The 13,328-nt window shown below is 41.4% G+C and carries 11 protein-coding genes; 1 reads left to right on the forward strand and 10 read right to left on the reverse strand.

The features are described 5' to 3' along the window. Window positions 1–33: 33 nt before the first annotated feature. The 5 genes from G9G57_RS18420 to G9G57_RS18440 form a co-directional block, all read right to left on the reverse strand. Entirely contained in the window at window positions 34–1,767 is a 1,734-nt protein-coding gene (locus G9G57_RS18420) for an ABC transporter ATP-binding protein (protein WP_238799318.1), read from the reverse strand. A gap of 154 nt (window positions 1,768–1,921) precedes the next feature. Then, a complete protein-coding gene (locus tag G9G57_RS18425) occupies window positions 1,922–5,176 on the reverse strand; it encodes a lantibiotic dehydratase (RefSeq protein ID WP_164965373.1) in 3,255 nt (1,084 codons plus the stop codon). Next, a complete protein-coding gene (locus tag G9G57_RS18430; RefSeq protein WP_016820474.1) occupies window positions 5,151–5,828 on the reverse strand; it encodes a winged helix-turn-helix domain-containing protein in 678 nt (225 codons plus the stop codon). Before G9G57_RS18430 ends, G9G57_RS18425 begins: the two co-directional genes overlap by 26 nt. Before the next feature lie 50 nt (window positions 5,829–5,878). Beyond that, entirely contained in the window at window positions 5,879–7,144 is a 1,266-nt protein-coding gene (locus tag G9G57_RS18435) for a lanthionine synthetase C family protein (RefSeq protein ID WP_164965374.1), read from the reverse strand. 75 nt (window positions 7,145–7,219) lie between these two features. Beyond that, window positions 7,220–7,372: an FDLD family class I lanthipeptide gene (locus tag G9G57_RS18440; protein WP_016820476.1), complete on the reverse strand. Its 153-nt coding sequence runs from the start codon at window positions 7,370–7,372 to the stop codon at window positions 7,220–7,222. 197 nt (window positions 7,373–7,569) lie between these two features. On the opposite strand from G9G57_RS18440, the gene G9G57_RS18445 reads away from it, so the two are divergent. Then, a complete protein-coding gene (locus G9G57_RS18445) occupies window positions 7,570–8,931 on the forward strand; it encodes a lanthionine synthetase C family protein (protein ID WP_164965375.1) in 1,362 nt (453 codons plus the stop codon). Here the strand turns inward: G9G57_RS18445 and G9G57_RS18450 are convergent, their stop codons facing one another. The 5 genes from G9G57_RS18450 to G9G57_RS18470 all read right to left on the reverse strand — a co-directional run bounded on the left by G9G57_RS18450 (window position 8,932) and on the right by G9G57_RS18470 (window position 13,239). Beyond that, window positions 8,932–9,666 carry an ABC transporter permease gene (locus tag G9G57_RS18450; protein ID WP_016820478.1) on the reverse strand — a complete coding sequence of 245 codons (735 nt, stop codon included), beginning with the start codon at window positions 9,664–9,666 and terminating at the stop codon, window positions 8,932–8,934. 13 nt (window positions 9,667–9,679) lie between these two features. Next, entirely contained in the window at window positions 9,680–10,387 is a 708-nt protein-coding gene (locus tag G9G57_RS18455; RefSeq protein WP_016820479.1) for an ABC transporter permease, read from the reverse strand. Beyond that, window positions 10,384–11,307, reverse strand: a complete 924-nt coding sequence (locus G9G57_RS18460) for an ABC transporter ATP-binding protein (protein WP_044788205.1) — start codon at window positions 11,305–11,307, stop codon at window positions 10,384–10,386. The genes G9G57_RS18455 and G9G57_RS18460 overlap by 4 nt, the downstream gene beginning before the upstream one ends. 145 nt (window positions 11,308–11,452) lie before the next feature. Continuing rightward, window positions 11,453–12,388 carry a sensor histidine kinase gene (locus G9G57_RS18465; RefSeq protein ID WP_228552495.1) on the reverse strand — a complete coding sequence of 312 codons (936 nt, stop codon included), beginning with the start codon at window positions 12,386–12,388 and terminating at the stop codon, window positions 11,453–11,455. A gap of 131 nt (window positions 12,389–12,519) precedes the next feature. Continuing rightward, window positions 12,520–13,239 carry a response regulator transcription factor gene (locus G9G57_RS18470; RefSeq protein ID WP_016820482.1) on the reverse strand — a complete coding sequence of 240 codons (720 nt, stop codon included), beginning with the start codon at window positions 13,237–13,239 and terminating at the stop codon, window positions 12,520–12,522. Window positions 13,240–13,328 lie beyond the last annotated feature (89 nt).

A 13,328-nucleotide genomic window follows, 5' to 3' on the forward strand; every position in this document is an offset into this window, starting at 1 on the left:
CCCCTCCTAAAATAGGAGGGGATTTGTCCTTTCTTACGATCCGCCTGTCGCCTTTACCAACGGAGGTGACAGCATCTCTTGCTCAAGTTCACTTTCTCCTTGTGAAAGATACGAAGATGCTTGTAGCCTGAACATTTCAGCGTATACTCCGTCCATATCCATTAAGTGTTTATGACTGCCCGCTTCCACAATTCTGCCCTCCTTCATTAAAATAATGGTATCCGCCATACGTGCGGAGGACAATCTGTGTGAAATAAATACTCCTATTCTCTCGTGAACAAGCTGATCAAATTTTTGAAAAACTTCCTTCTCTGCGTGTGGGTCTAAAAAAGAACTCGGCTCATCCAACACATAGATATCAGCATTTCTCATAAAAGCCCTAGCTATTGCTATGCGCTGCCACTGCCCTCCAGATAGCTGTTGTCCATCTTCAAACCATTTTCCAAGCAGAGTGTTCAGTTTTTCTGGCAGACCAGCTATCAAATCTACAATGCCTGCCTTATCAATAGCTGCCCAAATGGCCTCATCATTTTCTCTGGAAGCCACATGACCAAAGCCTATATTATCCCTAACAGACATCTCATAATGTACAAAGTCCTGAAAAACGACGCCTATCTTTCCCCTAAAGCTGTCTTTATCCAATTCGTGTATTGAGTGTCCATTAATTAAGATTTCTCCTTCAAAATCAGAATACAGATGAGTGAGTAACTTCACAATTGTTGATTTACCCGATCCATTTCTCCCTACAATGGCTAGCTTCTCTCCTTGATGAAGAGTAAAGCTAACATTAGAAATGGCATTCTCCTCCGTGTTAGGATATCTAAACGATACATTTCGAAATTCAATACTGTGTATAGCGGACAAAGGCAAGTGTTGAACTGACTTTTGCATTTTCGTTTCCTCCGGCATATCCAGAAAGTCAAAAAGCTGCTTAATATACAAATTATTTTGACACAGACTTAAAATACCTTGTACAATGCTCTGCGACGTTGACTGGGTTAACGTGATACCTTGAATTAAGCTCACCAGGTTCCCCACTAAAATTTGACCAACATAAGTGGCTTGTATGGCCATGAAAATAATAAATGCGCATGCACCCTGATTCACAATCTGAAATGCAAGAGAAGTATAGGATCTACGAACCGCTAGCACTTTATCCTCACGATAAAACCCTTCGAGTATTGTTTTATACCTATTTCGCAGGTAATCTCCTAGTTGAAATATTTTCACTTCTTTAAAACTATTATCTCTCGTCACCAAAAAAGACAAGTACCAGGATTCGCGTTGTCTTCCTGCTCTTTGAAAGTGAACATTAAATTCTCTTTGCCCAATGCGTAAAAAGGAATAGAATGACAAACATGGAATGAGAAAAATGAATAAAAATGCCCACCATCTCCACGCAATAAGAATAGCACCCGTCGAAAATAAGGTTACCATACTGCTCATAATGGCGAGGATCTGAGTAAATATTTCAAATGGTCTGTAATCTGCTTCTCCCTGAGCACGTTGAAGCATATTTTGCACATCTGCATCCTCAAACGACTGCAAAGACATCTTTTGTGCTTTTTCAATAATTCTGATATTTACCTGGTTTGATAGCCGGCTTTGAAACATTTTACGAAAAAAGCTTTCCCCAATATTGATCAGATCGTACAGCAAATTGACACCTATTAGAACACCAAAAGCTATAAAAACCGGCTGAAAGCTTCCTCCTGACGCTCCTGCCACAACACTATTAATTAATTCCCTCGTTGCTAAAAGGATCACAGCAGGAACGGCACCCTTCAACAAATTTGTAATAAGTATAGCGATCAAAAAAGTAGGGTGTGTGTCCCAAAGCAGCCTGAATATACGAGGCCAAAATAAAAAGGTACGAAATATATTTTGGTAGGACAAGGAAACCAGGTCATTGGTTTGTCCTTTAGACTGTGACATGGCGCACTCCTTTCCGATGCAACAGGTTGGCCGCTGTATGCTTTGCCAAAGCCATACATTTCATTTCCCGTTCCCGATTTACACCCAGCAGACGATTCAGGTGCATATGAATGATACTGCCTAAAATATCATTAGCATGATTCGTAAGCTCATGATTGTTGTCAGCCAGGGTTATCGCTTGAGCATACTGTTGAATCATGGCCTGTCTTTTTTCTACAAGTGCCAACAAAGCGACCTGTGTAGCCGTATCCGCTTGTCTAATCCATTCATATTCCGATTCTACAGCGGTAATCAATGCTTTTTTAACATCCCTGAACGCCTTCATATAAGGCTTGCTGTCAATTCTACCTTCTAGCCAGTCCACTTGCTCCTGAATCGTTAAACCAAAGCTGCTTAAATAGTGAATAATGTTAATCACAGCTGCAATCTCTATGTCCAGATTGAAAGCTTTGGAACGAATTCCTGCCATATAGGCGATAACCCATCGGCTATCCACGTCAAAAACCTGTTCTGCCAGGTCCATAAGTGTCTGCCCTCCATACCTCTCCAACTCAGGAAGGTATGTATCCAGTACCATATGGGTGATAAGTCCCTCTTCACGCAGCTCACCTGCCCACTGATTTAATTGCGCCAAGCCAGCACTCCATAGTTGACCTGGCTCCCCTTGAAACCGCAGACGAATATGATGCTCAGGATCAACGTACCGCAAAAAATAAGATTTTTGACTCCAATCCTCAAATTCCGGGTTATTTCGGAGTTGATCCAAGCTTAAGGAAATAAGATCCGTTTCCCTTTCCTTGACTCCATACAATTTAAGGTACAGCCATTCACCTCCTGGAAGGAACCCTCTATGAATGCCCGAAGGGGTATAAGCCATGAATTTTTGAGAATCTATCTTGTGGGGTAAACTTGGAATACTCGGCTTCCCCTTTATTTTTTTCTTCTTGAGCGGAAACACAAATTCCCCCATATATCTTCCAGCGGTCCCATGTAGCGGGGTATGGAATGGATCGCCCAAACACTCGGTAAGAAGCAGTTCCTGTCCTTCCCTCATCTTGCTCATCTCACGAAGCAATTCTTTGATATGGAAGAGATTGCACAGGTCCAATAACAGTCGGTTATCTCCCATCGTTAAATAAACATAGCGTGGCACATTCCACTGTTCTCTCCAAGTATGAAAAAGCTCCTCCCTTGCTTGAGGCTCAGTTAAATCTGAAATATTCAATGCAGCCTTGCCAAGCCTCCACTGCGCAGCACTAATAACAATTTTTCCATATACAAGTCTTGGCAAAAAAGGAGACTGTTCTAGTGGCCCCCAGTCAAAGTATGACCATGTGCCAAGCTCTTTGTTGGTGATATCGGTCAAGAATCTGAATACATGCGGTGAAAGCTTGTAATTAAGCATATGGGTTTGCAGGGGGATGATTTCTTTACCCAAACGCCTGGACTTGACATAGAAACGGTCGTGAGTTGCACCTATCAATAAATCATCCATGTGTAGTGTCTGCTCCTCATCTTTAGAAGAGGTCGTTCCGGACACGATTTCATATTCCATAAAATTTTTGCTCAGTGATATATTCGATATTTTTCCCTGGTCAGGCATAAAAACCATCTCTGCCAACAAGGCGTCGGGATGAAAGCATCGGTGATGATCATAAATATCAGAGAATTTCTGAACATACTCTTCACTAAACATATCCAGAAAACGTCCAAAAGTTTTACCTGCCCGATTAGAACCGGCGCTGGGCCCAAGTAAAAGCTTATAGTCTCCTGAATCAACTTTTTCAGGTGATTCGGCAAATATACTGTAGTATACCTCCATAGATTCCGGGGAAGTGTCATCATTATCGGATATCGTCAGCTGCTCCAACTGCTCATCTGAAAGAACGATTTCTATGTCATGGTTGGCAATGGCATTCGAAAGCCATTGAAAGAGAACTGCGTTGCGTTTAAATGCTTCCATGCCCATTGATTTTTTCTCATTGGTACGATACGTCTTTGGTATACCAAGTCCCCAATCCTCATCAAACAGTTCATTGATAGGGACCTCCTGGTACACTCCGTACTTTTCCAAAAAACGATTTAAATATTCGTCCAGTTCATCCATTTTTGGGGATGAAAACAACCTGCACATGACTTCAGCTCCTAATGCAACATCATCGAGCACATGTCTCGGCAGCGTTACTTCTTGAGCTAATTTGACATCGACCTGTACAGGCGTTTTTACAGCAATGATATCTAGCATTTTTCCACATAGTTCCCGGTAGGCCTTCTCTCCTTCTCCAATCATGCACTGATTGTATTGTCGTAATAAAATATCAATTTCGTGTAAAATGTCAGTCCAATGATCAGACATGTCCATTTTTTTAATTTTTTCAAATATGTAATGAAAAGGTGAGTGATCCATCAGTGGAGGTCTAAGCTCGCTCAAAATAAACTCTTGCTCTACAAGCTGCTGCAAAAAATGAGCGATGATTTCCGTAGTAGCGTCAGGAAATGCCTTCAATAGTAATTCTTTAAGCTCCATCACCTGAATCGGATGCTCAGCAGCTTCAAACGTCAGGCGAACGACGTCCGTAAGCCGAATGGAACTAAACATTTCGGCCGAATCATCGGTTTCTGCCGCTCCATGCTTAGGCCGAAATGGTAATTTGGCGCGATCGCCCTTGATCATAACCGTTCGGTTTAAGAAAACCTTTAATTGATCAAATATGACTGGGTCAGACTCCATTTTTCGGATAATTTTATATATCCATTCCATGTCAGGTCTAGCTCTCTTCAGATGTTGATGATAGGTACCTATGTCCAAATGGGTAGTATCCTTACAAATCCCTTGCCCCACCCCTGAAAATAATCCAAATGGAGTCGTTCGGGTAGTCATCCGAATAAAATAACGATAAAAACTATTCAGCGTCTTCTCATACTTTTGTAACTGTCCTTTATCTTCCAAAGCATCGTCATCGTTCAAGTAGTGTAGAAACTGCATAAGGGACGGAGAGGCCAATGAAATAGCTTCTCGAATAACAGCTTCACGGGACACAAGCTTTAGTCGACGAGTGATTTCCTCCAAAGAAAGATGGCTATCTACATCTTGATCCGAAAACACCTCAAAATATTGCTCTAACGGTAGTAATGGGGCTCTGATTAGAAAATAATCACATGCGCTGAACCATCGTTCATTCTTATCTCTCGGTTCTCTATGTAGGTTATGAGCATCAGTGTAATGCAGTTGTCTCTTCACAACTGGCCACCTCCAAGTTTTTAGGAAATATATTCAACCTGTAACCGATTCCATGGCATGTTACCAGTATTTTCGGATGACTTGGATCATCTTCTATTTTCTCTCTCAATTTTCGGATATGCACATACACCGTATTAGATGTAGTAAAAGCATCAACTCCCCATACTCTGTCTATAATGTGATCAATCGTGGATGCACACTCTTTCGCTGTAAGGAGATACATCAATAATCGAAATTCCATCATCGTCAGCATATGCTCATGTCCTTGCTTCCAAATAACCTTACCAGCAGGATCAAAAATGACATTGGGTGATAAACTAATTGCCTCCTGATCTCTTTCCAGCCCATATTCAGATGAAGCCATGGAAAGCAGTTGTTTGAGGAGATCCAATTGCCGTTTGTCATCACAATGATAGGATAGGAAGATAAATGGGACTGTAAATTTTTCTTTAATGGTGTGCCAGTGAGATAAATCCTCTAGCGTTACATGATCCTGATTCAAAGCTACACCGATGCACTGCTCATCAATATCCGGTAGAGCCTGGTAAAGCGAATCATAAAACATAATTTGAATGTTTTCTGGAGTGCTTAAAGTCTCAAAAAAATGCTTAATCTTCTTAAAGGATGATATAACCATAAATTTTTGTTTCATCTAATCCTCCCCAAAAACACGGCTTCAGATAAGCAGTTAAGACAGAGCTTTTACGAAATTAGAAACAATTCACTCCATCTCCCTGAATATTTAGGTTGTTCCTTCCCTACTCCATAGTCCAACAAGCTTAATGCAATTCCTGTTGCCCCTTGCAGTATTCCTATATTATGAACATGAGTTGTCCCCTCCAAGTCCTGATAACCAAATGGGAGCTCTTCATCGTATAGATTCATCAACTTTAATGCTATTTGGTCGGCAAAGCCTAATGCAGCTTGATTACCAGTGAAGTAATAGAATCTATGAGCCATATGAAGCAAACCCGCCAATCCATGACAGAAAGTGGGGGATAGCGCGTTTAAAAGCTCATCATCCAAGCAAAATACGGATTTCATAGCTTGTTCAGCTATCTTTGTCCATTCTTCATTGCTACACTCCATTCCTGCTCTGAATAAAGTCCATGCTATCCCACAGGTTCCATGGCACCAGCCTTCAATTTCTCTCATTCCTTCTTTGTTATCTGTCTTGTTCATTGAAGTCGCTTGAGAGCTTACAGGCCAATACAAACCATATTGATCCTCCTGAATTTGAATAAGCAAAAAATCGGCTATATATTCTATAGCCTCATGTAATCCTTTAACTCTAATCTTTTTTTGTAGGGCAGTGACAAGTAGTGCAAGGATTCCGGTGATGCCATGCGCCATTCCTAGATGAATCGAAGTCGAACTTCCCCTTGATACCGAATGTATATATTCAGGTATAAAGTGCGTTATAGTATCTAATAGTTGATGGGTCAGATTACACATCTTCTCGTCGTCTTCAGGAATCTCTAATGTGTATCTGCCCACTCCGAGCAGGCCGTGGATAACGTCCATCTGCTTGCTGAACTCTGTAATTGTATTTATAACGGGTGACTTTACCCATTGAGTACGAATATAATCATTTATTTGATTTAACAGTTGCTGATAATTAGCTCTGTTATTTGAGGCAAGCAATATTCCATATGCTACACCTGTAGAACCATAGTACAGAGATATATCGGGTAGTAATATTAAAGAATTGCGATGTAAATACAACAACTGTGTATGCACATGTTCTGCCCAACTCTGATCAGGTTTCAGATAACCCCACTCGGCCAACAGCACGAATACACCTGGAACTCCATCAGCAAGCCAGCCGGGATTCCAAGGGGCCGTCCCACGCGAAGGTGAAAGGTTGTTTCTATGATGAACTATTTTTTCTGTATATGATAGGTCTATCAGTTTTTGTGTAATATTTTTGCTGATCTCAACTGACCTTTCCTGCAAATCTCCAACCATAATTCCTCCCCCTATTTTATAACCGGGAAAAGACACGGTTATAAAACCGTGCCTTTTGTACCTTGTTTCTCGTTATTAACACGTTTTGCAGAAAGAAAGACTAACTTGGCAATTCAAAGTACCTGTTGCACATGAAGGAGTACAGATAAGACCGCTAGCTGGTTGAACCTCTTTAGGAGCAACCTCATTTTTGGCAACTTGCAAGTCCAGATCAAATTGATTTTTCATTTTGCTACCTCCTTTTATTTTTTACAATTTTATTATAATTTATATAATCTTAACTAGACTTTATAAAACTCTTACATCCATCTTAAATTTAGTGAATGCAATTAAGATAATCCCTCGTTACTTTTTAGAATTTTTAAGGACAACTCGCCAGCTTTGAGCAACAATATAATGAAGGAAAAAATGAAAGGGGCATTCGTATGAAAACGGACCATTTTGTTATGGAAGCATGCGAGCAATTACAGGCAAAAGACTTCAGTACAACAATCGCCTTGCGCCTGAGTAACCCTGAATCGGTCTACAAAGCAGTCCACGCAGAGCAAAATATTTCACCCGAAACAAAATATCACCCATGGGGAGATACTTCGCTTTCACACGGTTATCCGGGTAATATTTTTTTACTATCTCAATGTCGTGCTTCAGACTCCACGTATGATTGGAATCAGGCAATCTACTTGAATATGAAGCACATTCAAGCTTCACTTGCTAAAAAAGGTCTGAATGATGTCTCACTTTACAGCGGCTGGACCGGCATCGCTTCTTCTGTGAGAGAAGCCTCCAATCATGGCGAATACTACAGCCATTTTTTACAGCAAATACATGAATGGATGATTCCTCTGACAGAACAATGGCTGCAATTGAATACAGCACAATTAGCTCTGCACGAAGGGATGCCCATGCAATCCTTTGATACGATTTCAGGAGCCTCCGGGATTGGGAGATATATTGTGATGAACTCAACCGATCCTAGTTGTACTCCTCTTGTCGAGCCTATTCTTCAATTTTTAACCGATCTCACATATCCTATAAAAATTCACAACCTCTATGTTCCAGGCTGGTACTCTCCGCAAAAGTTCCAATTTTTGGATCGTGATAAAAGCAATTATGCTATGGGTAATTTCAATTGCGGAATGGCACACGGCATTCCCGGACCATTGGCCTTACTATCTGTAGCTTACAGTTCTGGAATTGAAGTAAAAGGCCAATATCAAGCGATTGAAACGATTACAGAATGGCTGCTTAAGTATAAAAATGAGGATACATACGGCTACTACTGGCCTCATATTGTTCCTTTTGAAGCTGAAACAGGCTCTTTACAGTTAGATTTAAAACGAGCAAGAGAAGCCTGGTGTTACGGTACTCCCGGCGTTGCCTGTTCCTTATATCTTGCCGGGAAGGCTCTTCATGATGAAGAACTGCAAAAAATGGCTGTGAAGGCCTGTATCGGTGCCATTACCTATGAGGTTACTAAGCAGGAAATGGACTCCTCTGCATTGTGTCATGGTCTTGCCGGGTTACTTACGATCTCCTGGCGAATGTGGTGTCACAGTAAGGAACCAGCGTTTATCCCGCTTATTCAACACTTAACCAGTCAGCTGATAGATCGCTTTCAAGCCGATAGCCCACTTGGATATCTGGACCCCGAGCCAAGGGCAGACAGCTCTTTGGCCTGGCTGACAAAAGCAGGCCTGCTTGAAGGCGTCGCCGGGATTGCTTCTGCTTTATTAAGTGTTTCTGAGAACAAAGAGATGCCCTGGGATTACATGCTCATGCTATCCTAGCTACAGCCAATCTCTATTCACAAACATCTTTCTTCCAGCAAATAGATAGGCTAAAAACGTAAAAAGTACAATCAAACCAAGACTATAAGGCTCAACTCTAGGAGCATAGCTCGCTGTTTGCGGCAACATGATATAATAAGGAATCGTAAAGGGAAACCATGCGCCTATGGAAGAGTGAAAGCCTGTCATAACAATATTAGGCACCACACAGCAAATAGCCATTCCTAGTGAAGCTCCAAAATTGCGGATTTTCACCGAGAGCATAAGCTGGAGGGCTGCCAATGGTAGAATCCCGAACCACCCTCCCCATCCGGTAGAAAGGACGAGCAACCAAGGGATTTTTCCTGGAGCACCTGCTATATACCCACCTACAAAATATCCTACTATGAATGTAAGCTGATCAAGAAACAGGATGAGAATGAGCAATATATATTTTGCATAATAGATTCGCTGACGGGGATATGGACTGCTCAATAAAATCTTCCATCCCCCGTCTCGATGTTCGTATGCGCACAAAAGAGAAGCGATAATTCCACAATAAAGCGGATAAAAAAACATCGAGTGAAATTGCGCCGCATAGGTGTATAGCATTAACCAGCTAGGCTCATAAAACTGCTTCAAATCGTTCAGCTCCAGGACTCCCATTAAAGAATTGATAACCGCATCTAATATAATGAGAATCCATACCATGACCCATTGAAGCTTCATCGCTTCCACGCGTAAAATGGATCCCATACTTTTCCTCCTCCTATTTGAATTCATGCTTTCTAAACTGTAGAGTACCGAGTCCTGTGAAGATGACCCCTGCACATAAAGCAATGATCACCCACATTACGTATCCCTTAATTAGAGGACTTGATAGAGCCGGATACGACCAAGGTAATAATTTAATCCAAAGAATACTGGTTCGTGCCAAAAACAAGCTGGCAATAGAACCAAATATGCCAAATGCTAACGGGAATGCCTGATTAGTAAAAAGCGTAGACAACCAAAGTTGAATTGCAAGTACAGGCAGAGTAGCCAAGCTGGCGTTAATCGGCTGCAGCAGCATAACTCGCCAAGGAATGGGCTCGTTTGTATACAGCACCCAGATGAGACTCATCCCTGCTATCGTAATCAAGGCAGTACCAAACTGCAGAATCACAATCCAAAACATTTTGGATAAGTAGATGTAGCTTCTGGGAACCGGCATGGCCATAAGCTGCTTCCATGTTTGGGTATCATGCTCTGTACCTGCCATAATACTTGCTAGAAGTGTACCGCCAAGCAGCATCACGAACGAGATGAACATAAACATAACCGCAAAACCAGCATAGACCCCTCCTGGCCCCTGACGAAAGTAGAGATACCATTCCATGACAGTCATCCCTGTAAGGACACAGCCCTGTATTAGAGGAAGCCACCAGCATATTTTTTTCAGCTTATATCCTTCCGCCTTGATAACTTGGAGTATCATAAACTTCGCTCCTTACCCGTCAGCTCCAGGAATATTTCCTCCAATGTTTTTTTCTTCTCCCTTACCCGATAGACGGGGTGATTGTGCTCTACCAACACTTTGATCATCTCCGATGATTGTTGCCGATCCACAATAGGAGTTATGACCTCTTTTTGCTCCAAGGATTCAGCTCCGGCAATCCATCCATGCTGCATCAGGGCTCCAGCAGCCTGAACAGGATTTTGGGTTTCAATGAATAATTGAGGCTTGCTTTTGTCTGTAAGTTCTTTCATAGTTCCCTGGAATATCATTTCCCCTTGATTAATAATCCCTACATAGGTTGCGATCTGTTCGATTTCACTTAGTAGATGGCTCGAAACCAATACCGTCATTCCGTAAGCATCAGGCAGGCTCATAATTAACTCCCGAATTTCCTGGATACCAGACGGGTCCAAACCATTCGTCGGTTCATCAAGAATCAACAATTTGGGATCAGCAATCAACGCCATGGCAATTCCTAGCCTTTGCCTCATCCCCAAGGAGTATCCTTTTACCGGTCGATACGCATCTTTGCTTAATCTCACCAAATCCAGCACTTTATGAATTTTTCGGGTCGGCAGCCCACGCATTGTTGTAACGATTTCCAAATTTCGATATGCAGACAAATGGGCATAATAGGCAGGTGATTCAACCAGAGAACCTACATCCTTTAATATTTCCATGCGATGATCCTTGAGCTTTTTCCCAAAAATCTCAATCTCCCCGGATGTGGATTTAATCAGCCCGAGTAGCATACGAATCGTGGTCGTTTTTCCCGCCCCGTTTGGTCCCAAAAATCCGTAAATTTGCTTCTCAGGTACCTGGAGATTTATTTGTTTGACAAATTCTCGTTTTCCAAAACGCCTGGTTAGCTGCTGTGTATGTATTACATATTCAGACATTTCCTGATCTCCTCTCGACTTTTAATGCTGAAGTTTTAGTTACATACAGTTTACAGAAGGAAAGTTAACATCAGGTAAACAGTTCCTAAACAACAGGCAAAAAAACGAGCGGACTCCAAAATGTGAGGGCAAAGATGTTAAAGAGTTACATATTTAGCGGCAAAGTAATTTCCACCCTGGTACCCTTTTTACTTCCCGGAAGAATATGAAGCGTTCCGTTATGAGCTTCAATAAAGCTTTTGGCAATAGATATGCCATGCTCTTTGGAATGAGACACCTGTATACATTCAGTTGGATTCATTCCTTTTCCATCATCTTCGATCGAAATATGAAGCTTATCGCTCTCTTTATTTACATCCATTGAAATATGTGTACCTGAAGGATTATGAATGATTGCGTTCATCAGAAAATTTTTCAGCGCTCTACCTAATAATTTACTATCGAAGGGCATGGTACATACTGCCTCCAATGACATAAAAGAAAATTCGTACTGCTCGGCCGAAGGATGGTTAGCGATATCTATGACTGTATTGCGGAGAAACTCCACAATGTCCTTCTTCTTCAGCTGGATCGGCAAGGCACCCTCCTTGATCTGCATAGAAGCATTCAAATCCTGAATTAACTGCTTCATTTCCGTTACTTTCTCACTGATAGCCATACTAAAGCTTCTTTTTTCTTCATCGGACCAATCATACTCTTGAGTAGTCAGCATGGCTGCATATCCTTCAATATAGGATAATGGCGTTTTGAGATCATGGCTTACGCCTGCTACCCACTGCTGTTTTCGCTTTTCTATTTCTATTCTCTCTTCCTCATTACTGCGCAATTGAGCAGATAAGATGTTCATTTGTTCAAAAACTTCTTTATACAATTGATACGGAGGCTTATAATTATTTCTCTGATTTTTTTTGCGATCTGGCAGTTCTAGCTCACTTAGCGGTGCCTGGAATTCCCCTGTTGCTATATTTCCAATCCATTTAATTACATACACCAAGGGTTTGCCTATATACCATCCATAGACAACTATAAACACAAGGCTCTGCACGATTCCAAGTCCGATCCAGAAGAGATCAATATTCATATTATGAGATGTACCAAATGTACTTTTTATAAAAATATATATAACAGTACAGATAAGAAAACAAAGAACATAGGCTAGAGCAAAACATAATGTTACTTTTATAAAACGAAAGGACATCTTGACGAGAGAGTTCATTCTTGCTCCCCCCTCTTGACTGATATCATTTTATAACCTAGCCCTCTTACATTAACTAAAAATTGCGGGTGCTTGGGATCAGGTTCTATTTTTTTTCGCAAACGAGAGATATGAATGACTACTGTCTTTTCATCACCAAGGAAGGTCTCGCTCCATATTGCTTCGTATAGCTGACGCACACTGAATATACGGTTAGGATGCTTGCACAAAAATACCAGCAGCAGCCATTCACGTGCAGGACAATCGACCTCTTGGTCTTGCACATACAACACACCTGATTCCAATTCCAGACAAAAATATCCAAAATCTAAGGTTCGTAAGGCAGGCTTCATGTCCGCTGTTGTCACTTTTCGATATTTCATTCGAGCTTTCATACGTGCAACGACTTCTAACGGATTAAACGGTTTGGTAATATAATCGTCCCCACCAATACCAAATCCCATTAATTTGTCCAAATCTGTATCTCTTGCCGTCAAAAAAAGAATAGGAGCTTCCGTGTATAGACGCATCTGACGACACACCTCAAATCCATCACGATCAGGAAGCATAACATCAAGCACAATCACATCAATACGAGATTCCATCACGATTTGCAACGCTTCTTGACCCGTGGCTGCATGCTTAACATGTAGAAACCCTTCTTTTTTTAAAACTGTTGTCAGCATATCTCGCAGTCCCTGTTCATCGTCTACGATAAGCACTGCAATTTCTTCCATAACCAAGGTTCTCCATTCTTTTTTTACATTTTTTACTTTCATTATAAAAGCAAACGGGCAGAATTTAAATCGAGTTCCATCACATATCG

This window comes from Paenibacillus sp. EKM211P (assembly GCF_011066175.1).
GTDB classification, from domain to species: domain Bacteria; phylum Bacillota; class Bacilli; order Paenibacillales; family Paenibacillaceae; genus Paenibacillus; species Paenibacillus polymyxa.

What these genes read in the sequence shown, in the direction of transcription:
- G9G57_RS18430 (WP_016820474.1), bottom strand. Translation starts at nt 5,828, where the DNA reads ATGAAACAAAAATTTATGGTTATATCATCCTTTAAGAAGATTAAGCAT.
- G9G57_RS18435 (WP_164965374.1), bottom strand. Translation starts at nt 7,144, where the DNA reads ATGGTTGGAGATTTGCAGGAAAGGTCAGTTGAGATCAGCAAAAATATT.
- G9G57_RS18460 (WP_044788205.1), bottom strand. Translation starts at nt 11,307, where the DNA reads ATGTCTGAATATGTAATACATACACAGCAGCTAACCAGGCGTTTTGGA.
- G9G57_RS18455 (WP_016820479.1), bottom strand. Translation starts at nt 10,387, where the DNA reads ATGATACTCCAAGTTATCAAGGCGGAAGGATATAAGCTGAAAAAAATA.
- G9G57_RS18470 (WP_016820482.1), bottom strand. Translation starts at nt 13,239, where the DNA reads ATGGAAGAAATTGCAGTGCTTATCGTAGACGATGAACAGGGACTGCGA.
- G9G57_RS18450 (WP_016820478.1), bottom strand. Translation starts at nt 9,666, where the DNA reads ATGGGATCCATTTTACGCGTGGAAGCGATGAAGCTTCAATGGGTCATG.
- G9G57_RS18440 (WP_016820476.1), bottom strand. Translation starts at nt 7,372, where the DNA reads ATGAAAAATCAATTTGATCTGGACTTGCAAGTTGCCAAAAATGAGGTT.
- G9G57_RS18445 (WP_164965375.1), top strand. Translation starts at nt 7,570, where the DNA reads ATGAAAACGGACCATTTTGTTATGGAAGCATGCGAGCAATTACAGGCA.
- G9G57_RS18465 (WP_228552495.1), bottom strand. Translation starts at nt 12,388, where the DNA reads ATGAATATTGATCTCTTCTGGATCGGACTTGGAATCGTGCAGAGCCTT.